General features: G+C 68.4%; 27 protein-coding genes. 15 read left to right on the plus strand and 12 right to left on the minus strand.

Annotated elements, in window-relative coordinates; genetic code table 11:
• Positions 1-544 precede the first annotated feature (544 nt).
• Positions 545-991, plus strand: coding sequence for a hypothetical protein (locus AB0I66_RS35475; protein WP_363212147.1), 447 nt, complete (start codon positions 545-547; stop codon positions 989-991).
• Positions 992-1,107: 116 nt separating this feature from the next.
• On the opposite strand, the gene AB0I66_RS35480 is transcribed toward AB0I66_RS35475, so the two are convergent.
• Together AB0I66_RS35480 and AB0I66_RS35485 are read right to left on the minus strand one after the other, a co-directional pair.
• On the minus strand, positions 1,108-1,650 hold the full coding sequence (locus AB0I66_RS35480) for a hypothetical protein (RefSeq protein WP_363212148.1): 543 nt from the start codon (positions 1,648-1,650) through the stop codon (positions 1,108-1,110).
• A gap of 265 nt (positions 1,651-1,915) precedes the next feature.
• Positions 1,916-2,260: a helix-turn-helix transcriptional regulator gene (locus tag AB0I66_RS35485; protein WP_363212149.1), complete on the minus strand. Its 345-nt coding sequence runs from the start codon at positions 2,258-2,260 to the stop codon at positions 1,916-1,918.
• A 109-nt stretch (positions 2,261-2,369) separates the two neighbouring features.
• Between AB0I66_RS35485 and AB0I66_RS35490 the strand changes: the two genes are divergently transcribed.
• Complete coding sequence (locus AB0I66_RS35490; protein WP_363212372.1) at positions 2,370-3,347, plus strand: zinc-binding dehydrogenase; 978 nt, start codon at positions 2,370-2,372, stop codon at positions 3,345-3,347.
• 382 nt (positions 3,348-3,729) lie between these two features.
• Here the strand turns inward: AB0I66_RS35490 and AB0I66_RS35495 are convergent, their stop codons facing one another.
• Complete coding sequence (locus AB0I66_RS35495; protein WP_363212150.1) at positions 3,730-4,509, minus strand: NAD(P)H-dependent oxidoreductase; 780 nt, start codon at positions 4,507-4,509, stop codon at positions 3,730-3,732.
• 139 nt (positions 4,510-4,648) lie between these two features.
• Between AB0I66_RS35495 and AB0I66_RS35500 the strand changes: the two genes are divergently transcribed.
• A complete protein-coding gene (locus AB0I66_RS35500) occupies positions 4,649-5,503 on the plus strand; it encodes a helix-turn-helix transcriptional regulator (protein WP_363212151.1) in 855 nt (284 codons plus the stop codon).
• A 9-nt stretch (positions 5,504-5,512) separates the two neighbouring features.
• Here AB0I66_RS35500 and AB0I66_RS35505 read toward each other — a convergent pair whose 3' ends face one another.
• The 5 genes from AB0I66_RS35505 to AB0I66_RS35525 form a co-directional block, all read right to left on the minus strand.
• Positions 5,513-6,655, minus strand: coding sequence for an FAD-dependent oxidoreductase (locus tag AB0I66_RS35505; RefSeq protein WP_363212152.1), 1,143 nt, complete (start codon positions 6,653-6,655; stop codon positions 5,513-5,515).
• A 5-nt stretch (positions 6,656-6,660) separates the two neighbouring features.
• A complete protein-coding gene (locus AB0I66_RS35510) occupies positions 6,661-8,064 on the minus strand; it encodes an oligopeptide:H+ symporter (RefSeq protein ID WP_363212153.1) in 1,404 nt (467 codons plus the stop codon).
• 332 nt (positions 8,065-8,396) lie between these two features.
• Positions 8,397-8,966, minus strand: a complete 570-nt coding sequence (locus AB0I66_RS35515; RefSeq protein ID WP_363212154.1) for a helix-turn-helix domain-containing protein — start codon at positions 8,964-8,966, stop codon at positions 8,397-8,399.
• Between the two features lie 81 nt (positions 8,967-9,047).
• The gene (locus AB0I66_RS35520; protein WP_363212155.1) at positions 9,048-9,374 is read right to left on the minus strand and encodes a nucleoside triphosphate pyrophosphohydrolase; all 327 of its coding nucleotides are present in this window, start codon (positions 9,372-9,374) and stop codon (positions 9,048-9,050) included.
• 26 nt (positions 9,375-9,400) lie between these two features.
• Complete coding sequence (locus tag AB0I66_RS35525) at positions 9,401-10,774, minus strand: CoA transferase (protein WP_363212156.1); 1,374 nt, start codon at positions 10,772-10,774, stop codon at positions 9,401-9,403.
• Between the two features lie 150 nt (positions 10,775-10,924).
• Here AB0I66_RS35525 and AB0I66_RS35530 point away from each other — a divergent pair, with 150 nt between their 5' ends.
• From AB0I66_RS35530 to AB0I66_RS35540, 3 genes are all read left to right on the plus strand, one after another.
• Entirely contained in the window at positions 10,925-11,761 is an 837-nt protein-coding gene (locus AB0I66_RS35530; RefSeq protein WP_363212157.1) for a helix-turn-helix domain-containing protein, read from the plus strand.
• A gap of 88 nt (positions 11,762-11,849) precedes the next feature.
• The gene (locus AB0I66_RS35535; protein WP_363212158.1) at positions 11,850-12,317 is read left to right on the plus strand and encodes a cupin domain-containing protein; all 468 of its coding nucleotides are present in this window, start codon (positions 11,850-11,852) and stop codon (positions 12,315-12,317) included.
• The gene (locus AB0I66_RS35540; protein ID WP_363212159.1) at positions 12,314-13,063 is read left to right on the plus strand and encodes an SGNH/GDSL hydrolase family protein; all 750 of its coding nucleotides are present in this window, start codon (positions 12,314-12,316) and stop codon (positions 13,061-13,063) included. Before AB0I66_RS35535 ends, AB0I66_RS35540 begins: the two co-directional genes overlap by 4 nt.
• 1 nt (position 13,064) lies before the next feature.
• Here the strand turns inward: AB0I66_RS35540 and AB0I66_RS35545 are convergent, their stop codons facing one another.
• Positions 13,065-13,916, minus strand: coding sequence for a lysozyme (locus AB0I66_RS35545; RefSeq protein ID WP_363212160.1), 852 nt, complete (start codon positions 13,914-13,916; stop codon positions 13,065-13,067).
• Positions 13,917-14,099: 183 nt separating this feature from the next.
• Here AB0I66_RS35545 and AB0I66_RS35550 point away from each other — a divergent pair, with 183 nt between their 5' ends.
• Positions 14,100-14,540, plus strand: coding sequence for an MmcQ/YjbR family DNA-binding protein (locus AB0I66_RS35550; protein ID WP_363212161.1), 441 nt, complete (start codon positions 14,100-14,102; stop codon positions 14,538-14,540).
• An 89-nt stretch (positions 14,541-14,629) separates the two neighbouring features.
• Here AB0I66_RS35550 and AB0I66_RS35555 read toward each other — a convergent pair whose 3' ends face one another.
• Entirely contained in the window at positions 14,630-17,443 is a 2,814-nt protein-coding gene (locus AB0I66_RS35555) for a glycosyl hydrolase (RefSeq protein WP_363212162.1), read from the minus strand.
• A gap of 586 nt (positions 17,444-18,029) precedes the next feature.
• Between AB0I66_RS35555 and AB0I66_RS35560 the strand changes: the two genes are divergently transcribed.
• Complete coding sequence (locus AB0I66_RS35560; RefSeq protein WP_363212163.1) at positions 18,030-18,500, plus strand: nuclear transport factor 2 family protein; 471 nt, start codon at positions 18,030-18,032, stop codon at positions 18,498-18,500.
• Positions 18,501-18,556: 56 nt separating this feature from the next.
• Here AB0I66_RS35560 and AB0I66_RS35565 read toward each other — a convergent pair whose 3' ends face one another.
• Positions 18,557-19,189 (minus strand): DUF2461 family protein, encoded by a 633-nt coding sequence (locus tag AB0I66_RS35565; RefSeq protein WP_363212164.1) that lies wholly within the window; start codon positions 19,187-19,189, stop codon positions 18,557-18,559.
• 67 nt (positions 19,190-19,256) lie between these two features.
• A complete protein-coding gene (locus AB0I66_RS35570; RefSeq protein ID WP_363212165.1) occupies positions 19,257-20,108 on the minus strand; it encodes a LysR substrate-binding domain-containing protein in 852 nt (283 codons plus the stop codon).
• Positions 20,109-20,189: 81 nt separating this feature from the next.
• Here AB0I66_RS35570 and AB0I66_RS35575 point away from each other — a divergent pair, with 81 nt between their 5' ends.
• The 7 genes from AB0I66_RS35575 to AB0I66_RS35605 all read left to right on the plus strand — a co-directional run bounded on the left by AB0I66_RS35575 (position 20,190) and on the right by AB0I66_RS35605 (position 26,299).
• The gene (locus AB0I66_RS35575; RefSeq protein ID WP_363212166.1) at positions 20,190-20,684 is read left to right on the plus strand and encodes a cupin domain-containing protein; all 495 of its coding nucleotides are present in this window, start codon (positions 20,190-20,192) and stop codon (positions 20,682-20,684) included.
• Between the two features lie 179 nt (positions 20,685-20,863).
• A complete protein-coding gene (locus tag AB0I66_RS35580) occupies positions 20,864-21,223 on the plus strand; it encodes a DoxX family protein (RefSeq protein WP_363212167.1) in 360 nt (119 codons plus the stop codon).
• Positions 21,220-21,729 (plus strand): hypothetical protein, encoded by a 510-nt coding sequence (locus AB0I66_RS35585; protein ID WP_363212168.1) that lies wholly within the window; start codon positions 21,220-21,222, stop codon positions 21,727-21,729. The genes AB0I66_RS35580 and AB0I66_RS35585 overlap by 4 nt, the downstream gene beginning before the upstream one ends.
• A gap of 37 nt (positions 21,730-21,766) precedes the next feature.
• Positions 21,767-22,336 carry a glycerol-3-phosphate responsive antiterminator gene (locus tag AB0I66_RS35590; RefSeq protein ID WP_363212169.1) on the plus strand — a complete coding sequence of 190 codons (570 nt, stop codon included), beginning with the start codon at positions 21,767-21,769 and terminating at the stop codon, positions 22,334-22,336.
• Between the two features lie 295 nt (positions 22,337-22,631).
• Positions 22,632-23,933, plus strand: coding sequence for an MFS transporter (locus tag AB0I66_RS35595; protein WP_363212170.1), 1,302 nt, complete (start codon positions 22,632-22,634; stop codon positions 23,931-23,933).
• Between the two features lie 60 nt (positions 23,934-23,993).
• The gene (locus AB0I66_RS35600) at positions 23,994-24,770 is read left to right on the plus strand and encodes an SDR family NAD(P)-dependent oxidoreductase (RefSeq protein ID WP_363212171.1); all 777 of its coding nucleotides are present in this window, start codon (positions 23,994-23,996) and stop codon (positions 24,768-24,770) included.
• A gap of 65 nt (positions 24,771-24,835) precedes the next feature.
• Entirely contained in the window at positions 24,836-26,299 is a 1,464-nt protein-coding gene (locus AB0I66_RS35605; protein WP_363212172.1) for an FAD-binding oxidoreductase, read from the plus strand.
• The last annotated feature ends 36 nt before the right edge of the window (positions 26,300-26,335 follow it).

The following is a 26,335-nucleotide window of genomic DNA, read 5'->3' on the forward strand; positions in this document are numbered from 1 at the left end:
TGCGCAGCCGTCGAAGGGTCCACCCCCGGTCCCACCACACCGGGGGCGGGCCCGCCGCTCCAGCACTCGGTCGGCCCTGTCAGGCGAGCGTGCGGCACACACCCGGTGTCGGATGGCAGGAAGCGCGGCGGGCGCCCCTTCCTCTCCCCCCCAGGAGGGGGCCTCGCCGCGCGTCGACCATTCATACGGCCCCGGAGTTCTCTGACATGCGCCGCATAGCCACGCCGTGGCGACCGTGGTGAGCGTCAAAGCGGCGGACGCGACGAGGGTGCAGCTCCGGCGGCGCTGTCCAACTGACCATGTACGGCGGCGGTGGCGCGAACCTCTACGGCGAGCAGACCAAACTACCGCGGCTCCGCCGTTCTGGCCGGTGCATCCGGCTTCAACGGCGACGGCCCCAACGGGGTCCCAGAGCCGGGGCGGGTCACCTCGCCTGGCGGCGTTCGAAGACCTCCACGCGCTACTGCTCGCCGAGGACGCCGGGGGTGTCGTGCAGGACGTTTCCGGCTTGTGGCACAGTGCGGTTCGTTGCGACCATCACCGCATGTTCGAGTTGCTCCCCGACGTCGGCCTCCGGCTGCCTGGCTCTGCCGGCACCCTTGACTTCGGCATGGACGAGCGCGCCGCTCAGCGGGCCGTCGCCACCATCGGGGACGTTCGCGAAGGTTGGGTCTGTGGCGCTCGGTGGGCCTTCAGCGCGCAGTACCACGGACTCACACTCGACATATACGGCGACACCACGGACCGCAGCGGCCGGCACCAGGACACCCTGGGACTGGCGCAAATCGGCCTCGCTCGCGACCCCTTGACACTCACCGGCCCCTCCGCCTGCCCGGTTGTCCTCGGCGGCATCGACCTCTTTGGCTACCCAACCGCCGAAGTTACGGACGCCCTCGGTGAGAGCCTGCCCCCGACGCTCCGGCTCAGCGGCGACGGTCTCTACCTCGCCGCCGTGTCCGTCCACGCGCAACCCGTACCTGTCGAAAGCTGATCTGCACGGCGAGCCCGATCGGCGAGACCGAGGACGAACGGCTGCCACATTGCGCTCACCCCTCGGCAAAGCCCAGTTCGTGGCGGCTGACCAAGGTGACGGTTCAATGCGTCTCGTCAGTAGTTCCCGTTCGACAAAACCTCGCCGCTCTTGTCATAGACGGTCACCAGACCGTTCTCCGAGTCGTAGCAAGAGCCGAACGCGCTCGCAATGAGCTTCCCGTCCGACGCATGCGGTCCCACGATCCCGCCGGTGAAGTCGGTGAACACTTCGGCCGCGTCGAGTACGTCATTGTTCTTGTCCGCGCCGGACACCTTGGTGACGTGCTTGGCAGCCGCCTTCTCGCTCGCGCTGCCGCCCTTGGCGACACATGCCTTGAACTGGTCCGCCTGACTTCCCTCGCTTTCGGCGGGCGGGTCCTTCTTCGCATCGCCCGACTCCGGCTTGTCGTCGGTCGTCGCGGCCTTCTTGCTGCCGGCCCCGTCCGTGGAGTTGCCTCCGCCCGCTGCGCCGACAGCAGCGATCACGACGATGAGAGCGACGACGCCGAGGCAGCCGAAGCCAATGAACTTCCCGGTCTTGGACTTCTTCGGGGGTTGGGGCTGGGGCGTCTGCTGAGGGTGCGTTCCCCATCCAGACGGTTGCTGCGACTCACTCATGGTTCCCCCCTGGGACTCTGCGATGAGGGGAGCATCATGTGCCGGTCGCACCGTCCGTGGAGGCGGTACGGCGGGGTTATGACACGAATGGGTGGAAGCCAGAAGCCCCCACGTTCCGGAATCGAGCCCGTGTTTGCCTGACTTGATACGGCGGGGCGTGTCCCGGCACGCGGGCGAGGAGGATCTCCGCGCGAGCCTCACCGGACTGCTCCTGGTGCTACGTACGACCCTTCCCGGAAAGGCCGAGCTCACGACGGAATGCTGCTCATACGGTGTCGTCGGCGCGAAGGGTGAGGTCGAGAAGCCCGGGGAAACGCGCGTCGAACTCCGCCCGGCGCAGTCGGTTGAGGCGCTTGGTGCCCTGATCGCGCTGTTCGACGAGGCCTGCGTCGCGCAGGACGCCGAAGTGGTGACTCTTGGCCGCCCTGCCCACGGGGACGTCGAAGTTGCTGCAGCTCAGGCTCCAGTCGGGGTGTCCGGCCAAGTCGCGGACCAGCTGGATGCGCACGGGGTCTGCGAGAGCGGAGAGCGCGGAGAGGAGCGAGACCTCGTCGGGGTGCGTATGCACGGGTGCCGGTCGGTGCCCTGAGGCTTCGGCCTGCTGAACCATGGCTCGTCCTCCTGTGCGGCCGTCACAACCGCTTGCCGAATGTTCGATGCCTATCTTACATTACCGATGTTCGCTTCCCGTTGAACATTCATGGAAGGGCGGTATGCGCATGCGCGCGGTCGAGTTCCGTACATACGGCGGCCCCGAGGTCCTGCGGAGCGTGCAGGCCACGGTTCCCGAGCCGGGGCCGGGCCAGGTGACCATCGAATCCGCCTGGGCCGGCGTCAACTTCGCGGATGTCAAGGCGCGCGCGGAGGGCTACCGAGTGACGACGCTGCCCTTCCGCCCGGGTTTGGAGGTCTCCGGGCACATCCGGGCGGTCGGGGAAGGTGTCGAGGGGCTGCGGGTGGGACAGGAAGTTGCCGCGCTCGTCGACGGCGGCGGCTATGCCGAGGTGGTCCTCGCCGAAGCCACGGCCGTGTTTGCGCTGCCCGACGGGGTAGACCTGCGGACCGCGGCCACGGTGCCGACTGTGCTGCCGACCGCACGCGCCCTCGTCCACGAGGTAGGGCGGCTGCGCGCCGGGGAGAGCGTGCTGGTGCACGGCGCGGCGGGCGGCATTGGCACGGCGGTCGGGCAGTTGGCCAGGGCGGCGGGCGCGAGTGCGGTGTACGGCGTGGTCTCCACCGACACCAAGGCCAAGTACGCCCTCCAGCACGGCTACGACGAGGTGTTCCTGGCCGATGCCTTCACCGAGGACGTCCGTCGCGCGACCGCAGGCAGAGGGGTCGACCTGATCCTCGACCCGGTGGGCGGCGACACGCTGCGCCGTGGGCTGAGCGCGCTGGCCGTCTTCGGACGTCTGGTGTCGTTCGGTAACGCCGGCGGCTCTGAGCCCTGGCACGTGGGGCAGCCCGACCTGTACGCGCAAGGCCGTTCCATCGGTGGCTTCTCCGTTCTCGCGCTCGCCCAGACGGCACCGGCCGCAGTCCGCTCCCTGACCGAACATGCCCTGCAGGCAGTGGCTGAAGGCGTGGTGTCCTTGCCCGTCACCGCGGAGTTCCCGCTGTCCGACGCGGCCGACGCCCACCGACTCATGGGCGGACGCACCTCCACCGGCAAGTTGCTGCTGCGCGTCACCAACTGACCGCCCCCACTCAGGCACGCTGGCCCGGCTGATCTCGGCGCCACGGCCCCGACCTGACTCCCCCTCAAAATCTCCGCCCATCCGGGGTGGCGACTGCAACTGGGCGAGCCTGTGAGGTACCAACAACCGGCACGGTAGAACAGGAAAACCCGAACCTGGGCCGTCGCAGGGGTGCAGCAGTGAGGAGCCCCGCAGCAGTGGGGCGGAGATCAGCGACCCCGGCTCGGCGCCGAAGCCGGAGGTCCGGGCCCGCCAGGTCGTCGACGCCTGGGACGGTTCCGAAGCACCTGAGGTGTGGAGCAAGGGCTACTACCCGATGGGTGAGGCGGTCCAGCTCCTCACCGAGCTGGAGCTGACTCGGCCTGCGGACTGTCGCCGACGCTCAGCCCCGCACGTGCAGCCCGAAACCCGTGCGTCCCGCGGGCTCCAGTCCCTCCTTCAGGTGCAGCGAGGGAATCTCGTAGTCGCCGAAGTTCTGCTTCCGGAACGCGAGCGACTCGGTCGACTTCAGGGTGAGCAGGCGCTGTTCCCAGGCCTTGGCGACGTCCGGGTACTCCTGGTCGGTAAGCCGGTCGGTGCCGTAGAGCACGAACGGCGGCAGCACCTCGATGCCGGGGTAGTAGAGGATGCCGTGATGGATCGGGAAGAGAAGGTCGTCGATGGGGCCGTTGATCCCACGGGCGGCGTAGTGCGACTCCGGGCCTCCGGCGGTCACCGACAGCAGGGCCCTGCGGCCCGCGAGGGTTCCCTCGCCGAAGCGTTCGCCGTACTTCGTGTCGCTGTGCTCACCGACGCCGTACGCGAAGTGGAAGGTGAACACCCGGTCCACCCAGCCCTTGAGGATCGCGGGCATCGAGTACCACCACAGCGGGAACTGGAAGATGATCGTGTCGGCCCACAGCAGCTTCTCCTGCTCGCTGCGGACGTCCGGGGTGAGTGCCCCGGCATCGAAGGCCCGGCCCGAATCCCGCGCGACCTGCAGCGGACTTGACGCGTGCGGGCCATAGTCCGCGGCGTCCACGACCGCCTTCCAGTTCATCGCGTACAGATCGCTCACCCGCACCTGGTGACCGGCGTTCTCCAATGTGGATACCGTGAGGTCCTTGAGCGAGCTGTTGAGCGACTTCGGCTCCGGGTGGGCGTAGACGATCAGCGTCTTCATGAGAACTCCCTGGGATCGGATGCCTTCGATTCTGGGCACCCTGGCGCCCGGTGTTCAGGGGCGCCGCTTCCGTCGGACGGGACTTCCTGGTAACGGCAGTACCACCTTCGTGGGGCCCGCCGTGGCCATACTGGGAGGCATGGACGATCTCGCGAGCTTCCTGCGGACCCGGCGTTCCCGGGTCGACCCGAAGGCCGTCGGCATACCCACCGACAGCCGCCGCCGGGTCGAAGGGCTGCGCCGCGAAGAGGTCGCGCACCTGTCCGGAGTCAGCGTCGATTACTACGTACGCCTGGAGCAGGGCCGCGCGACCCAGCCCTCCGAGCAGGTCCTCGACGCGCTGGCCCGCGTCCTCGGCCTTGACGAGACCGAACGAGAGCATCTCTCCCGGCTCGCCCGGCAGCGCCGCCGGCGCGCGAAGGCGCCGGGCGGGCGGGTCCGGCCGGAGGTCTCACGCGTCCTCGACCTGGTCGCCGACGCCCCCGCGCTGATCATGGACCATCGTCTCGATGTGCTGGCCGGCAACCGCCTCGCCGGGCTGCTCTTCGGCCGGCCGCTGCCGGGCCTGAACACCGCCCGGCACATCTTCCTCGAGGAGGCCGAGCGCGGCCTGTACGCGGAATGGGAGAGCTGCACCCTCGACGTGGTCGGGCACCTGCGTCTGGCCGCCGGCAAATATCCCGATGACCCGCGCCTGGCCTCGCTCATCGGCGAACTGGCGATGGGCAGCGAGCGCTTCCGTCGTCTCTGGGCCCGCGCGGACGTGCGCGCCCGCACCCATGGTCGCAAGGTGTACCGCCACCCCCTGGTCGGGCTGCTTGAGTTGCACCAGGAGAACTTTGCGCTGCCCGACGACTCAGGCATGGAGCTGTTGGTGCTGACCGCGGCCGCCGGCTCCCCCGCCGCGGACGGACTGCGTCTGCTGGCGGGGTTGGACGTAGTGGGCGCGGACAGCGGTGACGTGCTTCCCGCAGCGAATGCACAACGCGAGTAAGAGAGTTGGTCAGGCGGATACCGGGCTGGCGGGATGCTCGGCGTTGAGGATGAACGCCATGCTGTCGTCGACCGGCGGCAGCCCGAGGACCGCTCGGGCGGCTGCCTCGCCGAAGACCGGTGCGTTCTTGAAGCCCTTGCCGGAGAACCCGGCGCAGACGAAGACCGAGGGCATGACCGGGTGTTCGCGCAGATACTCGATGCGTGAATGCGTGTAGGCCTCGTAGTACGCCTGGGCACGCATCGGGTAGTCCTCCAGAATCGGGAAGAGGTCGCGCGCGACCGCGCGGATGGGCTCGATGTCCTCGTCTGCGATCCGCAGCGGCGCGGTGTCCGGGGACTCGATGGGCAAGTGGTCACGGAATCCGACGCCCAGCTTCATGGCCAGGCCGTCGGCGGTCGGCAGCCCGTACGAGTAGTGGGGTTCGGTGCGCAGGTAGGGGAGCATGCCGTCGAGTGTGCTGCCGGCTTTGGGCAGGTACCACGAGGAGATGAGGCGCCGCGTCGCGAGGTAAGGGGCCATGTCCGGCAGGAGGGTGGCAGTCCATGCGCCTGCCGCGACGACAACCCGGTCGTAGCGTTGCGTGCCGTCGCCTGTGACGATGTCGACCTGGCTGCCGACTTGGTTGATGGCGGTGACACGGCATTCGCGGAGGATGCGTGCGCCGCGTGCGATGGCCGCATCCGCGGCGGTACGTACGGTGAGCTCGGGGAAGATGATCCCGGCGCCCTTGTCGAGGATCGCGATCTCGTCCTCGTGCAGCCGGTAGTGCGGGAACCGCTGCTGTGCTTCCTCGCGAGTGAGTACTTCGGCGCGGCTGCCGAGCAGGGCCGCGCTCTCGAGCGCGGTGTGCGTTGCGGGGCTGGTGGAGCTGCCGATGGCGAGGGCGCCGGTCAGGTTGCGCAGCGTGCGCCCGGATTCCTTTTCGAGCTCGCGCCATATGAGGTCTGAGCGCCCGGTGATGGGCAGGTACTCGAGGTGTTCTACGTCGATGTGGCGAAACAGCCTGGTTTCGCCGCCGGCGGCTCCGCGTGAGTGTCCGGGGCTGAAGAGTTCGTAGCCGGTCACGTCGGCGCCGAGCTTGGCGAGTTGCCAGAGCGTCTGCGCTCCGATGGTTCCCGTGCCGATGACGGCGATGCGAGGAGTGGGCATGTGGATCACATCTCGATTCCGGCGTACAGGCTGCGGTGGATGGGCCTGCGGAACGCGTACAGGGTCAGGCCCGCAGCCACTGCTCCGAGCGCGAGCGTCAGGAAGTAGGTGTTGTTCGAGACGGCAGTGAAGTACTGGCCCAGCAGGCCCGAGAGAGAGGAACCCAGAGCCAGCGTAAGGAAGTTGATGGCGACCATTTGCGCGGTGAAGGCCTTGGGCGCGATCTGTGTGGCCAGGGAGAGACCGATGGGCCCGACGAAGATCTCGGAACTGCCCATGATGAACATGAAGACGACGATGTAGGCGAACGGAATCGTGGTGCCGTCGTACAGCGCCGAGATCACCATGATGAACGCGAAGCCCAGGCCTATCTGCACGAGGCCGATGGCGAACTTGGTGCCGGCCTTCGGCTGACGTGCTCCCATCCTCTTCCAGATGGCGGCGCCGACCGGGAGCATGGCCACACCGGACGCCGACGAGATCATGGTGATCCAGCCGACGGGGAACGACCAGTCACCGATGTCGAGATCCACACGACTCTTGACCAGCAGCGAGATCGCGGTGAACTTCGCGAAGAGCAGCCCGAAGTACAGGGACGCGCTGAGAAACAGGGGGATGTAGGAGCTCACGCGGCGGCGCTCGAAGGCGTCCACATTCCCTGAGCGCAGGATGAGCGTGAAGTAGACGGCGGCGGTGAAGAGGGTGCCCACCGTAACGATCATGGAGAGCCGTTCGGCCTTGAGGAGGCCGGACAGGGCCGCCAGCGTGATGACCACGATCGCGACGGCTGCGATGCAGAGGGCCTTGCGCAGTGCTGTCGCGGGCAGGGGGTTGACGACCTGACGGGCACGAGGCGGCAGAGACGCTGCCGAACGGACGTACTGGACAAGGGCGATGACCATGCCGACCGCGGCAAGCCCGAACCCGACGTGGAAGCCCCACTGGTTCTGGGCGAGGCCCGTGGTCAGCGGGCCCAGAACGGCTCCCGTGTTGATCGCCATGTAGAAGTAGGAAAAGCCCGCGTCCTTCTTGGCCGCACTCTCGCTCGCCAGGATGAAGCCCACGATGGAGGTGATGTTGGTCTTCAACGCGCCCGTGCCGACGACGATCAGGACAAGACCTGTGCCGAGCCCGAGCAGCCCCGGCGTGACGGCGAGCACGATGTGACCCAGCGCGATCACGATGCCGCCACCGAAGACGAGCGCATGAGGGCTGACCAGCCGCTCGCCCGCCCAGGCGCCCAGCAGTTGGGCCAGGTAGACGGCGCCGCCGTAGGCGCCCGTGATGCCGACCGCCGCGGCGGCAGGAAGCGCGAGCCCTCCCTCGCTCAAGGCATCGAGGAGGTAGAAGGCGAGGATGCTCTGCAGGCCGTAGAAGGAGAAGCGTTCCCAGAGTTCAGCGAACGCCATTCCCCCGACGCCTCGGAGTTCGGATCTCGCGTTTTGGGCACGCTGCGGGGACGTAACAGACAAAACGACTCCCAGGGTGTCTCGAGAGGTGAGCGCGGGCTATTGCCGAGTGCTACGTCGCCAGGGTGTGCGGGTGCGCCGACATGCCGACGTGTCGACGTGTCGATGTGCCGGACGGGGGTTCGTCCGCCCGGTGTTGGCGGGCACAAGCGGGTGGGGCCTGGCAGCGCCGAGCCGGATCGCAGGGACGGCCGGGCTCAAACGCCCGGGCGGGACGCGCGCGAACGGTGCGGCTCAGGGCCACGCCGGCGTGACATGGGGTGTGCGTGCGGTCAGTAAGTGGGGGGTGCCATGGCCCACATGACCTTGGCGGAGTGTCTGCCCGTACGTTCGCTGACCTTGTGGGGGTGACCACTGTTGTAGCTCACCGAATCGAGCGGGCCGAGGACGTGGGTGGTGGCGCCGACCTGTAATTCGACCTGGCCTTCCAGCACCACCAGGAGCTCTTCGGAAGCTCCGTGGGTGTACTGGTCCGTGCCGGTGTCGCCGCCGGGCTCGAAGGTACCGAGAAGCACTTCGAGGTGATCGAAGTGCGCCGGGGTCAGCTTGACCTTCGACGCCTTGTTGCCGAACTGCCTGCTGGTGGCGTCGGCGAAACGCAGCACCGGACGTGTCGGCGTACTGCTGGACGCGAAGAGATCACCGACGTTGAGCTTCAGCACACCGCAAATCTTCTGCAGGGTGCTGACACTTCCGTTGGCGCGCCCGCGCTCAAGCTGCGACAGATAGCCGACCGTGATGCCGGTGGCTTCGGAAACCTGCTGCAGCGTCAGCTGGAGAGCTTTCCGACGACGCCGGAGGCGGTCCCCCAGCGTGACATCGGACTCTTCGGTCTCGGACATGACAGGGACGCTACACGAGACTTTGAGTTCTGTCTCAAAAAATTTTACTCCGAGTGCGTCTGACTTTAGCTGGCTAGACGGTCAGCGGTTCCCGCTCCAGACGACGCGCTCGGCGAAGCCACCGCGCTCCTTCGCCTTGGCCTCACGGATCTTCTCCAGCTGGTCCTTGGTGATCCCCAGATCCTCGGCAAGGGCGTACACGACCTCCAGCACGTCCGCGAGCTCTTCCGGCGCCGCGGCCTCGTCGGCGCCCAGGAACTCGGCGACCTCCTCGCCGAGCTTGTCTCGCAGTCGGCTTCGGTACTCCTCCGCATCCGCGGTGTAAATGACAGGCTCCGCACCGGCTTCGCGAATGATCTGCGGAATCCGGTCCCGCACCAATTTCCCCGGCTCCCTGTAACGCTCCACCGGTTGTCCTCCCTCATCCACGTCGGTCAGGCGCCACACCAGACCGGGGCGTCTGTCCCCCACAGGCCCGGCGGGCGCGCCCAGTTCGCCGGGCCCCCCTCGTACGAGACGGGCGGCAGCGCGTGCCGCAGGCGGCCCATGGGGCTGTCGGTCTCGGTCAGCCGGTGCCCGGCGTCGAAGCCCTCGTCCTCGCCCGGAGCGTGTGCCAGGTCGTGGACCAACCAGTGCGCGGTCTGCGTCAGCGCCAGGCGGACCAGACGGGTTCCGCCCGTTCGGTGTTGCTCGGTGAGCGCGCGCAGCACCCCGGCCGCGAGCAGATAGCCGGTGCCGTGGTCGAGCGCCTGGGCGGGCAGCACACCCGGCGAGTCCGGCGAACCCTCCAACTCGGCGATTCCGGTGGCCACCTGGACCAGACTGTCGAAGCCGCGCCGCTCGTGCCACGGCCCGTAGCGGCCCCACGCGGAGAGCTGGGCGATCACGAGCCCCGGACGGCGCTCGGCGAGCGCTTCAGGCGTCAGCCCGAACCGATCCAGCGCTCCCGGCCGGTAGCCGGTGACCACTACGTCTGCCGCATCGAGCAAGTCGCCGAAGCGTTTACGGTCGGCGGCCTGTGCCAGGTCCAGGGTGGCCGAGCGTTTTCCCATCCCGGTGTCGTTGTGGGCTTCCTGGCTTTCCGGCAGTTGTGGGGCGTCGATCCGCAGCACGTCGGCGCCGAGCAGCGCCAGCGTTCGGGTGGCGACCGGTCCGGCCAGTACGCGGGTCAGATCCAGGACACGCAGCCCCGCGCACGGCAGTGCGGCATCACCGAGCACCCGCTCGGTGGCTTCATCGAGGCGCGCCGTCGTCAGCAACGGCTGCTTCGCAACCAGGGACCCCTGCTCACTCCTGGCCCAGTCCTGGGGGCCGCGTGCCGCGACGGCCAGACCACCGCTCGCGTACACGCTCTCCTCCACCTCGCACGCGGTAAGCCCTGCGATCGCCCGGGCCACCGCGTCCACCGCCTCCTCGCCGATGTCCCCCGGCACCCCGAGAGCGGCGAGCAATCGGGCCCGGTGGTGCGGGTAGTTGGCGTGCGTACGGACCCATCCGTCGGCTGCCCGCCAGAAGCGGGACAGCGGCGAGAAGGTCGACCACGCCTTGCCGTCGACCCGCACCAACCGGTCGCTGAGGAACGCTGTCGCGACCGCCTCGTCATCGACCCGCACACGGGGCACGGGGCGCCCAGTTCGCAGGGAAGCAAGCTCGGCAGCCGCGAGCGAGCACACCGCCACGGTGGCCCGAGCCAGCTCCATGACGGGCAGCCGCGCAGGCAGCCCTCCGGACGCACCGCCGTAGGACACCCGGTCAAGCAGCGCAGAATCGGCACCCAGTGCCGCCCAAGCCTGCGAAGTCCCAGCCATGATCGGAGAATTCATACCCGCACTGTGGCACTGAGGGTCCGCTACGGGTAGGGCGCGCGCCACCACCCACTCCAGCGAGACCTTCTCCGCCGACCGGCCCCTGCTCGGGTGATGGTCCCGCCGGGCGGGCCGGTTCGTACACTGAGCAGGGTGGAGGACCCTTCGGCTACCAGGATCGCTGCACCTCCGGCGCCCGCCTTGCGGCGGTACGTCGGCTCGTACATTGGTTTCGACCTTCGCGGCTTCCCGGTGGGGGTGCACTGCGGGCCGCCCGGACACATGCTCACTACGGTGGTCAGCTTGTCCGACCCTCTGGAGGTGGCGGCGGGCGTCGACGACGGGTCACCCCTCACCCGTTTCGACAGCCTGGCCGGCGGTCTGATGTGCCGCTCCGTCGCGATCCACCACGACGGACGCCAGCACGGCGTGCAGGTGTCGCTGACACCGCTGGGGGCTCGGGCCATCTACGGCATGCCAGCCGCCGCGCTCGCCCATCAGCTGGTCCCTCTTGAGGAGCTTTTTGGAGCGCTCGGCCTTGAGCTGGTCGACCGGCTTCGAGCCGCGAGGAGCTGGGCCGCGCGGTTCGCCGTGCTGGATGAGGTGTTCCTGCGCGCCGTGGCCCGCGGCGCAGGCGGCGACGGCGTACCCCGGGTTCGCCCCGAGGTGGCCGAGGGATGGCGCCGTCTCGTCGCCGCGCGGGGCCGCCTCCCGGTGGGGGCAGTCGCCGCGGAACTGGGGTGGAGCCGCCGCTACCTCACCGACCGGTTTCGCGGTGAGGTGGGCCTGTCGCCCAAGACATTCGCCCGCGTTCTGCGCTTCGAGCACGCCCACGAACTGGCGACGGCGCCCGACCCGCTCGCTTGGGCCGAGCTGGCGAGCGTCTGCGGCTACGCCGACCAGGCCCATCTCGTCCGGGACTGGCGCGAGTTCACAGGCCGATCACCAACAGTCTGGCGTCGCGGTGAACTCCTCCTCGGCACCGCATAGACGCCGACCAAGCGCCCGTTGCGCCCACTTTCATTCCGTTCCCTTTTCTTCAAGACCACCCGAGCGCCGTCCTGTGACGATCGTCGGCATGAGACTCCTCAACGACGAACGCAACGCCATCGACCTGCGCAACACTCCCGTGCACCTGGGTCTGGGATCGCGAGCGAAACCCATCGAGGGCTTCGCCTGGGAGCCGCAAGTGCTCCAGGCATACAGCGCCGCGGTCGCAGCCGACGGCGCCGAGGGCCGGATCGTGACGATCTTCGACGGTGACGGCCGCGGTGAGGAGTGGGAGCGCCACCCCGCCGGCGACGAGGTGATCGTCTGCCTCAGCGGATCGGTCACCGTCACCCGCGACGTGGACGGTGTGCACGAGCAGGTTGTGCTCGGGCCGGGCGAAGCCACCGTCAACCCGGCCGGAACATGGCACGCGGTCGACATGACGGGGCCGTCGACCATCCTGACCATCACCGCCGGCCTCGGCACCGATCACCGTCCCCGCGTCGACGTCCGCCCCACCGAGCACGTCGGCACGCCCGGCCCGCAAGCGCCGTGACGACCCGCGTCGCGTGCCTCGGCGACAGCCTCACCCGTGCGCAGCTCAGCGTCGACTACCTGGACCTACTCAGCCAACGCCACCCTCCTGGCGCCATGCGGCTCGTCCGCTTCGGCGCCAACGGCGACTTCGCCTACAACCTGCTGCGGCGCCTCGATGCCGTCGTCGCGGACCCGCCCGACGTGATCACCGTGTTGATCGGGACCAACGATGCCCGAGCGAGCCTCGCCGGCTATCCCGTCGAGCAGGCCATGAAGCGCAAGCGGCTCCCCGAGCGCCCGTCGACCGGCTGGTTCCAGCAGTGCCTGGGAGCCGTGGTCGAAAGGCTGCGCACGGAGACCGACGCGACGATCGGGCTGCTGTCGCTCCCGGTCCTGGGACAACAGCTCGACGGGGCGGCGGCGCTGGCTTCACAGGCGTACAGCCGGCTGATAGCCGAGGTCGCCGCCAGCAACAAGGCGACCTATCTCCCGCTCCACGAACGCCAGATGGAGGAACTACGCCAGGCGGACCCACCGCCGATCCCGTACCGGGAGCCGACGCTTGCAGCGGGCGTCGGCGCCTTCGTCCGGCACGCCGTGCTGCGCCGCAGCCTCGACACGGTCTCGCGGCGCCGGGGTCTCATGCTCACGACCGACCACATCCACCAGAACAGCCGCGGCGCCGACCTGGTCGCCGAGGTCATCGACACCTGGCTGCCGTCCCAGGGCGCGGAGCCGGTTCATGCGCCTGAGAGGAGACCGTAGGTCAGCCGTTCGCCAGCGCTTGTACGCGGTCCAGGCCCCCGTTGAACCGGTCGTGGTCGCCGACCGTCGGTCCCTTTGACGTGTACTGCCAGATGGTCTGGTACTTCCAGCCCCCGGGCAGGGCTCCGACCGATGAACCGTAGCGCGGCACCCACAGCGGATTTGTCTTGCCGAACCCGGCGTAGTTGCCGGTGCAGTTCTTCCACCAGTTGGTCGAGGTGTAGATGACGACGTCCCGGCCGGTCCTGGCCTTATAGGTGTTGAAGAAATCCCTGACCCAGTTGACCATGGCCTGCTTGCTCAGTCCGTAACAGGTGGCTCCGTAGGGGTTGTACTCCATGTCCAGCGCACCGGGAAGTGTCTTGCCGTCCTTGGACCAGCCACCGCCGTGAGCGAGGAAATAGCGGGCCTGGGTCGCGCCGCTGGAGGTGTTGGGGAGGGCGAAGTGGTAGGCACCCCGAATCATGCCGACGTTGTATGCCCCGTTGTACTGCTGGGTGAAGTACGGGTTCTTGTAGCTCTTGGACTCCGTGGCCTTGATGTACGCGAATCTCACCCCGGACTTGCGCAACGTGGACCATGCGACCTTGCGCTGATGACTGCTGACGTCCACGCCCTCGGTTCCCGCGGCGGCGGTGAGTCCAACGCCGCCGCTCCTGGTCGTTGCCTCAGCCTCATGCTTGGAGATCTGCGAGCCGGCGAAATCGTCTTCGGGGTGGGTGGGCTCGGGTGCTGAGGGTGCGGCATCCGCCGTACCGGACAGGACCAGCGCAAGGGCGCAGACGCCGCCCCCCACGGCGGTGAGGGCAGTCGACATCCGGCGAGGTGTACGGGCGGTCACAGACACAGACATGAGACTCCTCCTCTAGGGAACGCTCAGCCTGCATGGAGACAGGGGCCATCCAGCGATGGGCGCGCGGAGAGCGCGACTCACGTCACCTGAAACGCCCTACGGTGCGCTGTCTCTCGGCCGGCTCCGCCCGGACACGCCTACCTTGGAACAGGTCGCAAAAGCATCAAGACGGGATCTGGGGCTATGCCACATGCTGTGATGTTCGAGGACGACGACCCGTACCTGGTGCGGCTGCGCAGGGTGGCGCTCGCGTTCCCGGATGCGGAGGAACAGATCGCCCATGGTCGGCCGGGCTTCCGGGCCGGCAAATACTTCGCCTGGTACGGCGGTTCGACCAAGGGCACCGCCGGTGACCGTATCCGCTACGACCGAGCTCTGATCGTCTTGCCAGACGACGCGGACCGTGCGGCCCTCACCGGGGACAAGCGTTTCTTCGTCCCTGCCTACCTCGCTCCGTCCGGCTGGATCGGCATCGACCTCGCGGCCGGCGGCACCACGCTCCCCCAGGAGGTGGGCTGGCAGGAGGTGGCCGAACTCCTCGACACGTCCTACCGTCAGGTAGCCGGCGTCCGGCGGGTGGCGCGCCTTGACGCGGAAGGCGGCCCGGCGGGCCCGCCCGGGTGACATCGCCGCCGGACCCGCAATCTCTCGCGGGTCCGGCGGCCTGCGGCCTGCGGCCGGCTAAGGGTGCGGCTGTTCCTTCACGGCACTCCTCACTCGTAGGGAATGACCACCACGGTGTCCGCGGCCCCCGTCTTCAGCTTCGCCGTGCCGTTGCCGATGGCGTTCCAGACCTCCAGGCGGACGCTGCCGCCCTTCAGCTCGCCGAGGCTGCCGGTGGTGGACTTCAGGCCCTTGGCCTGGGTGTACTCCTCCCAGCCGGTGACCGGGTCGCTCGCGAAGTACTGGTAGGTCTCCACGCGGTCGTACGTGCCGTCGCCCGTCAGGTCGTAGGAGATGCGGGCCTGCTGTCCGAGGGCGACGGTCGTTCCCGCGTCGACCTGGAGTCGGAAACTGGTCGAACTGCCGGACTTCACCTTGCCGTTGACGTTCTTGATGACGTAGGTGAGGGGCTGGTTCGGGCTGCCGTCGTGGTTGGCGCCACTGGCGGAGGCGATGGTGTCGGAGCCGGTGGTGGTGGAGGTGGAGGTGGTCAGGGCGCCGCCGGTGGTGAGGCGGAAGGTGTTGCCTGTGGGCGGATCGGTGGGCTCCTCCGGTTCCTCGGGGGCGGTGCCGTTGCCGGTGGCCGTGGAGCGGGCCGGGACGTTCAGCTTGCCTCCGTCGGAGAAGGTGACGGTGACGGCCGATGAGGTGTAGTTGTGGGCGGCGTAGGTTCGGGTGGTGCCCTTGGTGAAGACGGCCGAGGTGGGGATGGAGCCGGTCACCGAGGGGGTGGGGGCGCCCAGGGCGTCCAGGGTGGTGAGCCAGTGGTAGGTATGGGCCTTGGACTCGCCGGCTTCGGGGGTGTAGGAGCCGTTGCCCGCGTCCCACTTGGACTTTGCGGCGGCGGGATCGGCCAGGGACTGGAACTCCCAGAGGATGTCCCGCCATTCGACGGCCGGTCCCCCGTTCTCGCGTTCCATCTCGGCGAGGTTGCGCTTGATGGCGGCCGGGTGGGCGGCCAGGTGGAGGGAGGAGCCGGAGGTGATGGGCAGGGCGTTGATGCCGTGGATCTCCTCGGGGTTCGCGGTCCACCAGGTGGAGTAGGCGCCGCCGCTTCCCCAGACCATGCCGACCGTGTCGTGGCCGAAGCCGGAGGGGAAGACCTGCTCGTCGGCGTCGAACCAGTACTGGGCGATCGCCTCGGACTCGGTGGTCAGGAGATGGGAGCCGAGGTCACGAAGTGACGCGTCGCCGGTGGCAGAGCCCCAGAGGACGAGCGCGGCGCTGAGCTGGGTGGACTCCGAGGAGGACTCCTGGTTGTTGCCTGCGGCGAAGCCCTGGTGGCCGGAGGCCCAGCTGTGGCCGGCGTAGACGTCGAAGCCACGCAGGAAGGGGTAGGCGGAGTCGGTGCGCGAGGGGTTGGCGGTGTCGCGGATCAGTGTCTTGACCATGCCTCCCCAGGCGGAGTCGGCGGCCCAGGCCTGGTCGTACTGGGCGACGATGGCGGCGGCGTAGATGTAGTAGCCGTAGTGGAAGTGATGGTCGTTCAGTTCGGCGTCGCTGCCGTACGAGGCCGGGTAGCCGATCAGCGTCCGCCAGTCCTTGTCGTAGCTGAACTCGTGTCCGCCGCCTGCCGTGAACCACGCCTGCAGTTTGCCCTTGAGCAGGCCGATCAACTTGTCACGGGTGCCGGTCTGGCCTATCTGGTCGGCGACCGGGACCAGTTGGGCGAGACGACCGAGCGCTTTGCCCGTCCAGTACGTGTCGGTGGCGCCGTTGAACGGGTCGGAGGCGTTCGCGACATCGTTGAGGTAGCCGGTGAGGCGGGCCTTGTCGACGGCGGAGACCGACGGCAGCGTCGGCAGGACCGGGGAAGCCTTTTGGGTGGTGGTGAAGGAGGTGCCCTCGCGGACCTTCATCGTGCCGCGCGGGGAGACGTAGGTGAGGTTGGTCAGCGCGGAGTCGGTGGCCTGCCATTGGTGGCGGTAGAGCGCCTGGAGGGTGCCGGTCTCGCTGCCCTCCTTCGGGGTGGTCTCCAGGGCGTAGGTGGCCTTGGTCTGGCCGGACGCGGTCGACGACCAGGAGACCTTCGAGCCGGTGACGAAGGAGTACGCGTACTTCTTGTACGTGGCGAGGTCGCCGGTCGAGGGGAGGACGGCGACGGAGAAGTAGTTCTTCGCCGAGGTCAGGGGCGCGGTGAGGGTGGAGCCGGAGATGCTCCAGTCGGTGCCGGAGGGGGCGAAGAGCGCGTAGTGGTGGCCGCCGACGGTGATGCCGATGACGTTGCCCTGGTCGGAGAAGACGGTGGGCGCGTTGGCGGTGGTGACGCGGGCGTCACCGCCGGAGCCGGTCGCGTAGACGAAGGGCAGGCCATGGCCGATGGTGGTGCGCAGGGTGCGGCTGCCGTCGGACCAGTAGGGGGTGACGGTCCAGTCGGACCAGGAATCGGCTTTGGTGTCCGGCGAGTTGAGGCCGGTCAGCCCGAGGGTGAGGTCCCTCTTGTGGGCGTACTCGTACTGGCGGCCGTCGCCGACGATCGCGGCCGATGTCGGGTAGCCGACGTCGAGGCCGCCTGAGGCAGCCTGGTAGGTGAGGGGGTGGCCGTACATCGGGGTGGAGTACGGGTTGTCCGGGTATCGCTGGAAGGCGAGCGAGGACCACCAGTCATTGGTGGGTACGGGCTTGTCCTTGGCGGCGGCGGTGACCTTGGGGGTGACGGCACCGCCGACGTTGTTGGTGGGGCCGACGGTGCCTGCGGGGCGGGTGTCGGAGTAACTGCCGGCGCCGACCGGGATGGTGGCGGCGGAGGCGGGCGCGGCGGCGAGGGCGACCAGGCCGGTGGCGGCGAGCGCGGCCGAGGCGAGGCCGGCGACGGTGCGTCTGAGGGGTGGCCACACGCGGGACGCGCGGCGGTTGGTGGGCATGGGAGGCAGCTCCTCGAAGTCTTGACCGGACGGTCTGCTGAGAGCGCTCTCAGGCGCGGTGAACGTAGGACTCCCGAAGGGAGGGTGTCAATATCCGTGACAGAAATAGGAGTTGGCGATCACGGGCTGAAGCGGTGAGTTCAGGAGATGACGGCAAGTAGGTGTGGTCTCCAGGTTTCCTGGGGGACAGGTCGCGCCGCGGCCCGCCACGTCCGCCCCGCCCCTGTCCGATCACCAGGTGCTCACGTGTCGGCGCGCAACGCCTCGATCACAGATCACGCCGGCCAAGCGAGCGCGGAGGGTGGCCTCGGTGAGCTGTGGGTCGTCGCGGGCGCAGCAACAGACGCGAAACGCGGCTCGAATCGCGGGCGCCCATTCGGGCAATCTCCGCGCGGGCGGCGTTCGGGTCGCGGGCGCCCATTCGGGCAATCTCCGTGCGGGCGGGGTTCGGGTCGCACCGTCGGGACATTCTTGGGATGCTGGTGCAACTGCCCTGCCTGCACGCGGAGTTGCGCTCATCGAACGCACACGGAGCACCGTGCGCGGTTGGGGCAAGCAGTCAAGCCCTCGGCCGGAGGAGACCACCGTGGACCGCACTGGCGACCACCCCTCGACACCGCGTCACGGCAACGACACCAGCACCAGGGGGCAGGACGACGGCCCTGCAGGGCTCGCCGTGCCCCACGCCCGAGCGGCGGAGCGACGCCGTGACGTCGCCCGCATCTTCCGGGACATCGACACCTTCGACCCCGACAAGTTCGTCGCCCACCTCACCAAGGACGTGGTGTTCCGCTTCGCCAACAGCCCTGAGCTGATCGGGCGCCCAGCGGTACGGCAGGGTGTCGCCGACTTCTTCGCCACCATCGCGGGCCTGTCGCACCGTCTGCTGCGCACTTGGGAAGAGGGCGACACCATCATCGTCCAGACCGAGGTCACCTACACCAGGAAGGACGGCAAGCAGGTCACGGTGCCCAATGCCGACATCCTCACCTTCCGCGGCGACAAGGCGCGGGAGTGGCGCATCTACATCGACCTCGCGCCGGTATACGCCGCCTGACCGATCGCCCCCGACCGCGCGTTCTTCCTCAGCCCCCGCACCACACCCTCGTGACGTCAGGCGACGCGCTTCACGTGCCGGACCAGCCACATCAACAGAGCGTCCAGGTCGGCGGCGGACGACAGGACCCGGTCGACCGCCTCGGAGGTGTGCAGCCACGCCTCGCAACCCAGCGGCCGGGCGGCGATCAGAGAACGGTGGCGCAGCAGGTCAGTACGGGGGTGATCGGTCGGATAGCCGCGCGGGGGCCGTTTCATGACGTCCCCGGAGATGTCGTAACCCCTCGTACCCAGGTCGTCGACGATCGCGGACAGTTCGCGCCCGCTCCCCTCGGCGGCCACCGCTTTGCGGAACACGTCCACCTGGCCGGGATCGGGGTACCACCAGGCGCCCTGGATCCGCAGGCCGTCCAAGGAGAACCGAAGGCCGATCTCGATCTTGCGGCCGAGCCGGATCACCGCGGCCTGGTGCTGCCACCACCAGGAGTCGGTGCGGTAGTGCCAGACGGAGAAGTCCTCATAGCGAGCGTCGGCGTCCGCGACAGCATTGAGCAGGGAGATCATCGGCTGCCGGACCAGCCGTTCGCGGTCGGCACGGTAGCGCGCGCGAATCGCTTGGGACGGCTCGCCCTGGAGCTGCAACAAAACGTCCATGGCCTGCTCAGGCCAGCCGGTGAACTGCTCACGCATGCGCGCAGGATAGCTCGCAGGGGAACAGGATGGGTCAGGGGTAGCAGGGAGGGGTGGGGTCCGGCGCTCAGTGGCGGTACGCGGCTGTCGCGGTCTCGACGAAGGATCGGATCAGCGGGTTGGTGTCACCTTTGTTCCACACCGCGACCACGCGGCTCGGTGCCATGTCGATCAGCGGTACCACGGCCAACTCCGCGGGCAGGTCGTGTCCGAGCGGCGCCAGGCCGATTGTGCCGCTCCACAGCACCGCCTGCAGGCACTCTTGGACGGCGCGCACGACGGGGCCCTCGCGCGGCCTGCCGCCGTTCCAGTACGACTGCCAGATGGGGTCGGTGCCCTGCGGAAACTGGAACCAACGGCGCTCGCTCAGCTCGGCAAGCCGCAGTTCGTCGCGGTGGGCCAGCGGATCGTCGGCGCGCAGGACTGCGCCCACCGGATCGCTTCGCAGCGCACGCACCGTCAGCGCGGACTCGTCGAACGGCGCCCGGGTCAAGGCGATGTCGACGAGACCGGCGCGCAGCCCGCACGTCGGGTCGGTCAGGTCGGTGTCGCGGATGCGGATGTCGACGCCGGGATGGCGTCGCCGATAAGCAGCGGCAAGCCTGGCCACTCCCGGGTCCGTGCCGTCGCCCAGGATCCCGACGGTGAGGGTCGCCACGCCGGCCGCCGCGCTGACGCGTACCCGGACCCGATCGGCATGGTCGAGCAGAGCCCGCGCCTCATCAAGCAACACCGCGCCCACCGCAGTGAGCGTGACGCCGGTGGGCGAGCGGGCGAAGAGCAAAGCCCCGACCTCGGCCTCCAACTGCTTGATCGCCCGGCTCAGTGGCGGCTGGCTCATGTGCAGGCGGGTGGCGGCCCGGCCGAAATGGAGTTCCTCGGCGACAGCGATGAAGTAGCGCAGGGTTCGTAGCTCCACGCTGCAACGATACCCACCAGGTATCGGCTTCGCGGGACAGGTCTTGGACACCGGCAGGGCCCTGGCGGTGGACTCGTGAGCATGACCGAAGAAGCGAAGCACCGTGAGCCGCAGGCCGAGCCCGCCGTATCGGTGGTGGGTCCCGGCGACGGCGAGACGATCGTTCTGGGCCCCACACGTATGCGCGTCCTGGAGGACGGCAGCCACACAGGGCACCGCCTCGCGATAGCCGAGTCCGTCCTCGCCCCGCACACCCAGGGACCGCCCCAGCACCGCCATGCCCAACACGACGAGGGCTTCTACATCCTCTCCGGCACCGTGCGATTCACCGTCGGGGACGAGGAGTACGACGCCACCACGGGCACGCTCGTCATGGTCCCGCCCGGCACCCCCCACACCTTCGCCAATCGGACGGATCAGCCCGCCGTCATGCTCAGCACCTTCACCCCCGACATGTACGTGCAGTACTTCCGGGACCTGCGGGACGTGCTCACCGGCGGCCGGCCGCTGACGCCCCAGGCAAACATCGACGCGATGCACCGGTACGCGACTGAGCCTGCCGTCGACTTCACCTGAAATCGACGGAGGGAACGGCCGGGCCACAACGGTCAGGTCGCAACGGCCAGATCGCAATGGCCAGATGGCAATGGCCAGGTCGAACTCCTTGCAGCCGCGGGGCCCTGACGTCCAGAGAACTCCTGAACGTCGACGTAATCGACAGGTCGCCGCGAACCGGCGGCCCATGAACGGAAACCATGAACATCGTCTACTGGATCGTCGCGGGCCTGCTCGCGTCGTTCTACTTCTACGCCGGCACGCTGAAGGTGTTCCGCAGCCGCGGTCAACTCCGACCGATGATGGCCTGGGTCGACCGCGTGCCCTTGCCCGTCATCAGGGCCCTGGGGACGGTCGAGCTACTCGGCGCGATCGGCCTGGTCCTACCCCCGCTGACCGGCATCGCGCCCTGGCTGGCGACGGCCGCGGCCATCGGCTTCGTCTTCCTGCAGGCCGGTGCGATCGCCGTGCACCTGACCGGGGAGGACCGCCGCATCGCGCTCAACACCGGGCTCATTGCCACTGCGGCCACGACCATCTGGCTGTCCAGCACGCTGTGACCGCACCCCTGGCCGGTGCGAACGCCCGACTTCGGGCCTCCGTTCAGTGCCTAGACGACGACAGGGCCTTCGGTCTGGCCGTCGTGGCGCTCTTCCCGGACGTCACCGCGGTCGTGGTGGGCGGCTCCCCGTTTTTCATCTTCCTCGAGGCCGCCTCCAGCGCACGGACCGCCGCGTACCCCCTGGAGGTCTTCCCGACCGCGCTGCGCACCACCGGGGTGGGCTTCTCGACGGCGATGAGCCGGGTCGGTGCCGCGATCGGCACGTTCCTGCTGCCGATGGGCCTGGAGCGCTTCGGCCCGGAGTTCGTGCTGCTCGTCGGGGCCGGGCTGCTCGCGCTCGGCGGTGTGATCTCGCACTTCCTGGCGCCGGATACCACGGACATGGATCCCCCCACGCGGCGCGCGCCGAACGGTAGACGGGGTCGAGGAGGGCGGGCGGAGGGCCGGGGCCCCGCGTGGCGGCAGCGCCCCCGGCCGTACCCTGAGGGTGCTTGTCGCTCCTGAGGGAGCTTGTCACCGCGCCGCACTCCAGGAGATCCCCATGGACACCCCGCCGCTCCCCTCGCTCCTGGAGGACCACCCGGTCGTCGCCAGCGTCAAGGACGCCGACGATTTGGAGGCCGTCCTGCGATCGGACTGCCGCATCGTCTTCCTGCTCTACGGCACTGTCCTCGACCTGCCCGCGATCGTGCAGCGACTCAAGGACGACGGGCGGATCGTGCTCGTCAACGTGGACCTGCTCGAGGGCTTCGCGGGCAAGGAGATCGTGGTCCGGTACATCAAGGAACGCACGGCCGCCGACGGCGTGCTCAGCTCCAAGGCGTTCATGCTGCGCGCGGCCCGCGATCTTGGCCTCTACGCGGTGCACCGCTTCTTCCTCATCGACTCGATGTCGTACCGCAATCTCGCCCCGCAGCTGCGCATGTCGAAGGCCGACTGCGTGGAGATCCTGCCGGGCTGCATGCCACGGGTGATCTCCTGGGTCGTCGCGGACATCGACGTGCCGCTCATCGCGGGCGGGCTCGTCTGCGACCGGGACGACGTGTTCGCCGCGCTGAAGGCGGGCGCGAGCGCCATCGCCTCGTCCAACCGCGAGGTCTGGGCGATGTGACACATCGGTGCAGGTCGGGGCGATGTGACATCGGGGGTTGACACTGCCGACACCCTCGATTTACTTTTGCCGGGCAGGCCGAAAAGGCCCGCCCCCAAGCTGACACCACAACCGCATATCGGCTTCCGGAACAAGAGTCGTCGACTCTTGTTCCGGGGCAGTTACTAGAGACCAGAGAACAGTAACTCCTTCCCGACAGGGGAGAGTTGCTGTTCTTTTTTGTGCTCTTTTGCCTGCACCCGCACATCTGAGCACCTTTCCTGCCCTGCATTTCCACAAAGAGGTGGTGAGCGCCGTGACCAAGTCCCAGAAGTGGGTCAGTTTCCTGATCCTGTCGATGACGGGCGGAGTCATCTATCAGGTCGCGTACATCCGGTTCGTCTTCCTGGGGCCGACGGCCAAGGCGCTCGAACTCTCGGCGCAGCAGTACGCCAACATCATCTCGGTGTTCGGCGTCGTCGCCATGGTGATGTACTTCTTCGGCGGCTGGTTCGCGGACAAGTTCTCGCCGAAGGTCCTGATCGTGACCGCGCTGGTCGGTACCGGCATCGCCGACCTCTACCTCGGGACCGTCCCGGGTTACTGGGGGATTCTGGCCGGGCACATCCTGATGGCAGTGATGGGGATGGGCCTGTACTGGGCCGCCCTGGTGAAAGCCATCGGAATGCTGGGTGATTCCTCGGAACAGGGCCGTCTGTTCGGTTTCCTTGAGGGCGTGCGCGGTGTCACGTCGACGATCGTCGGCTTCGTGGGGACGGCCGTCGTCGCGGCGAGCGTCGCCGAGGCGGCGGGCGTGCTGTGGCTGATCCGCATCTACGGCATCCTGTGCTTCGTCTACGCCGTCCTCGTGTGGCTGTTCGTCAAGGGGGACGAGCGGCGCCTCGCCGACCTCGGTTCGAGCACCGTCACCCTGCGCCAGCTGTGGCTGGCCGCGCGGAACAAGTACACGTGGCTCATCGGCGGCACGGTCATGCTGATGTACTGCTTCTACACCACACTCGGCTACTTCTCCCCGCTCCTGGAGCACCAGTACGGCATGGCCGCCGCGCTCATCGGCGTGATCGGCGTCGTGCGCACCTACGTCTTCCAGTTTGTCGCCGGGCCGGCCGGCGGGGTCGTCGTCGACAAGGCCACCAAGTCCACGCCCCGCTTCCTGCGCTGGATGTTCATCGGCTGCGCGGCCGTCGCCGTGACGTTCCTGGTGCTGCCGCGCGACTCCGCCTTCAAGTGGGTGGCGCTGGCCCTGATGTTCGCGCTGTGCCTGCTGGTGTTCGCCAGCCGGGGCGTCTACTGGGCGCAGGTCGGCGAGGTCGAGGTCCCGGCCAACGAGCGGGGCGGTGTCATCGGCCTCGCGTCCGGGATCGCGTATCTGCCCGACGCGTTCCTGCCGACCCTGAGCGCCTGGTGGATCGGCGATCCGGCCGCGACGCCCGCCGTCCCCGAGCACGGCGGCGGCTACACCACCCTCTTCCTCTTCCTGCTCGCCATGGCGCTCCTCGGCGTCGGACTGACCACGCTCACCGACCGCACCCGACGCCGCGAACTGGCCGCCGGCGCCCCGCGGCCCGTCCCGGAGGCGGTGCCCGTGACCGCCTGAACCACCCGACCCGACCCGCGCCACCGCACCACGTACCGCACCGGAAAGAGCGAACTCCCCATGGACATCACCGAGTTCAACCGCGACTTCTTCTCCCTCGACGGCAAGAACGCCATCGTCACCGGCGGCAACACCGGCCTCGGCCAGGCATTCTCGCTGGCGCTCGCCAAAGCCGGCGCCAATGTCTTCGTGCCCTCCATGGCCGCGGACGACGGCACCACGCAGAAGCTGATCGAGGCCGAGGGCCGCCGCATGGAGTTCCTGGAGGCCGACCTCACCAAGCCGGGCGTGCCCAAGCAGATCGTCGAGGGCTGCGCGGAGGCCTTCGGGTCGGTCGACATCGTGGTGAACTCGGCGGGCATCTGCAACATCGCCGATGTCGAGGAGTTCGGCCGCGCGCAGTGGGACCCGATGGTCAGCGTGAACCTCACGGCCCCCTTCGAGCTGAGCCACGAGGCGATCCGCTTCATGGTCCCGCAGCGCTCCGGCAAGATCATCAACATCGCGTCGATGTTCTCCTTCCTCGGCGGTCAGTGGTCACCCGCCTACGCCGCCACCAAACACGGCATCGCCGGGTTCACCAAGGCGTACTGCGACGAACTCGCGCAGCACAACATCCAGGTCAACGCGATCGCCCCGGGCTACTTCGCCACGAAGATCACCGAGGAGACGCGGGCCAACCCCGAGACCAACCAGCGCGTCCTGGACCACATCCCGGCCGGCCGCTGGGGCGACGTCGCCGACCTGATGGGAGCGACGGTCTTCCTCGCCTCCCGCGCCTCGGACTACGTCAACGGCCACGTGCTCCCGGTCGACGGAGGCTATCTGGTCCGCTGAGCCCGACCGCTCCCCCACCCCGTTCGCCCGCACCCCCCACACCGCACACCAAGAGGTAGATCACCATGGCCCAGTCGCTCTCCAAGCTCACCCGCGACGACATCCGCGCCCGGCTCACCGACCTGCTCGCCGCCGACCAGATCGTCACGGACGAGGAGCAGCTCCAGCTCGCGAGCGTCGACCGATTCAAGAAGTACCAGTCGGTGCACGGCATCTTCGACGGCCCGATCCCGGCCGCGATCGTCAACGCCCGCTCCACCGATGACGTCTCGAAGGTCCTCGCCTTCGCCGACGAGAACAAGATCAACGTGGTGGCGCGCACCGGCCGCACCGGCACCGAGGGCGGCCTGGAGACCGCGGTCGAGGACACCATCGTGCTCGACGGCTCGGGCCTCGACGAGATCATCAAGGTCGACGCCGAGAACATGCAGGTCACGGTCCAGTGCGGCGTACCGCTTCAGGTCCTGGAGGACAAGCTGCGCGAGCAGGGCCTGACGACCGGCCACTCCCCGCAGTCCAAGCCGCTCGCCCAATACGGCGGTCTGGTATCCACCCGCTCCATCGGCCAGTTCTCCACCCTGTACGGAGCGATCGAGGACATGGTCGTCGGCCTGGAGGCGGTCTTCCCCGACGGCTCGGTCACCCGCATCAAGAACGTGCCGCGCCGCGCGGCGGGCCCTGACATCCGGCACATCGTCATCGGCAACGAGGGCGCCCTGTGCTACATCACCGAGGTCACCGTCAAGATCTTCAAGTACCAGCCGGAGAACAACGAGTTCCACGGCTTCCTCGTCGACGACATGGCCACCGGCATCAAGGTGATCCGCGAGGTCGTCACCAACGGCTTCAAGCCGTCGGTCGTGCGCGTCTACTCTCCCGAGGACGCCCGCCAGCACTTCGCCCACTTCTACAAGGACAAGGTCGTCGTCGTCTTCGTCGCCGAGGGCCCCAAGGGTCTCGTGCGCGCCACCAGCGAGGAGATCGGGCGCGTCGTCGACCAGTACCCGCACGAAAAGGTCGACCCGGCCCTCATCGAGAACTGGTTCGACAACCTCAACTGGGGCGTCGACAAGATCGAGGCCGAACAGCAGGTCATGCTGGCCAAGGCCGAACTCGGCTACACCACCGAGGTGTCGGTCGACTGGTCGCGCACCGTCGAGCTGTACGAGAACGTGATCGGCCGCATCCAGGGCGAGTACCCGGCCGCCGACGACCTGGTCATGCTGGGCGCGCACTCCTCGCACAGCTACCAGACGGGCACCAACCTGTACTTCGTCTACGACTACAAGATCAACTGTGAGCCGCGCGAGGAGATCGAGAAGTATCACATCCCGCTCAACGCGATCATCGTCGAGGAGGCCCTCAAGGTCGGCGGCTCGATGGTCCACCACCACGGCATCGGCAAGTACCGCGCCCCGTGGACGACCCAGGAGCACGGCAGCGCGTACGCGATCCTCGCCAAGCTCAAGGAGACGTTCGACCCGAACGGGATCATGAACAAGGGCACGATCTTCCCGATCGGCTCCTGAGTCACCCCTCCGCGGCGGCGCCGGTCGCAACCCCCC

Source organism: Streptomyces sp. NPDC050439 (genome assembly GCF_040655335.1).
Taxonomy (GTDB): domain Bacteria; phylum Actinomycetota; class Actinomycetes; order Streptomycetales; family Streptomycetaceae; genus Streptomyces.

Excerpts from the sequence above, each read along its gene's own strand:
- AB0I66_RS35475 (WP_363212147.1), top strand. The coding sequence starts at position 545 with ATGTTCGAGTTGCTCCCCGACGTCGGCCTCCGGCTGCCTGGCTCTGCC.
- AB0I66_RS35480 (WP_363212148.1), bottom strand. The coding sequence starts at position 1,650 with ATGAGTGAGTCGCAGCAACCGTCTGGATGGGGAACGCACCCTCAGCAG.
- AB0I66_RS35485 (WP_363212149.1), bottom strand. The coding sequence starts at position 2,260 with ATGGTTCAGCAGGCCGAAGCCTCAGGGCACCGACCGGCACCCGTGCAT.
- AB0I66_RS35490 (WP_363212372.1), top strand. The coding sequence starts at position 2,370 with ATGCGCGCGGTCGAGTTCCGTACATACGGCGGCCCCGAGGTCCTGCGG.
- AB0I66_RS35495 (WP_363212150.1), bottom strand. The coding sequence starts at position 4,509 with ATGAAGACGCTGATCGTCTACGCCCACCCGGAGCCGAAGTCGCTCAAC.
- AB0I66_RS35500 (WP_363212151.1), top strand. The coding sequence starts at position 4,649 with ATGGACGATCTCGCGAGCTTCCTGCGGACCCGGCGTTCCCGGGTCGAC.
- AB0I66_RS35505 (WP_363212152.1), bottom strand. The coding sequence starts at position 6,655 with ATGCCCACTCCTCGCATCGCCGTCATCGGCACGGGAACCATCGGAGCG.
- AB0I66_RS35510 (WP_363212153.1), bottom strand. The coding sequence starts at position 8,064 with ATGGCGTTCGCTGAACTCTGGGAACGCTTCTCCTTCTACGGCCTGCAG.
- AB0I66_RS35515 (WP_363212154.1), bottom strand. The coding sequence starts at position 8,966 with ATGTCCGAGACCGAAGAGTCCGATGTCACGCTGGGGGACCGCCTCCGG.
- AB0I66_RS35525 (WP_363212156.1), bottom strand. The coding sequence starts at position 10,774 with ATGGCTGGGACTTCGCAGGCTTGGGCGGCACTGGGTGCCGATTCTGCG.
- AB0I66_RS35535 (WP_363212158.1), top strand. The coding sequence starts at position 11,850 with ATGAGACTCCTCAACGACGAACGCAACGCCATCGACCTGCGCAACACT.
- AB0I66_RS35545 (WP_363212160.1), bottom strand. The coding sequence starts at position 13,916 with ATGTCTGTGTCTGTGACCGCCCGTACACCTCGCCGGATGTCGACTGCC.
- AB0I66_RS35550 (WP_363212161.1), top strand. The coding sequence starts at position 14,100 with ATGCCACATGCTGTGATGTTCGAGGACGACGACCCGTACCTGGTGCGG.
- AB0I66_RS35555 (WP_363212162.1), bottom strand. The coding sequence starts at position 17,443 with ATGCCCACCAACCGCCGCGCGTCCCGCGTGTGGCCACCCCTCAGACGC.
- AB0I66_RS35565 (WP_363212164.1), bottom strand. The coding sequence starts at position 19,189 with ATGCGTGAGCAGTTCACCGGCTGGCCTGAGCAGGCCATGGACGTTTTG.
- AB0I66_RS35575 (WP_363212166.1), top strand. The coding sequence starts at position 20,190 with ATGACCGAAGAAGCGAAGCACCGTGAGCCGCAGGCCGAGCCCGCCGTA.
- AB0I66_RS35580 (WP_363212167.1), top strand. The coding sequence starts at position 20,864 with ATGAACATCGTCTACTGGATCGTCGCGGGCCTGCTCGCGTCGTTCTAC.
- AB0I66_RS35590 (WP_363212169.1), top strand. The coding sequence starts at position 21,767 with ATGGACACCCCGCCGCTCCCCTCGCTCCTGGAGGACCACCCGGTCGTC.
- AB0I66_RS35600 (WP_363212171.1), top strand. The coding sequence starts at position 23,994 with ATGGACATCACCGAGTTCAACCGCGACTTCTTCTCCCTCGACGGCAAG.
- AB0I66_RS35605 (WP_363212172.1), top strand. The coding sequence starts at position 24,836 with ATGGCCCAGTCGCTCTCCAAGCTCACCCGCGACGACATCCGCGCCCGG.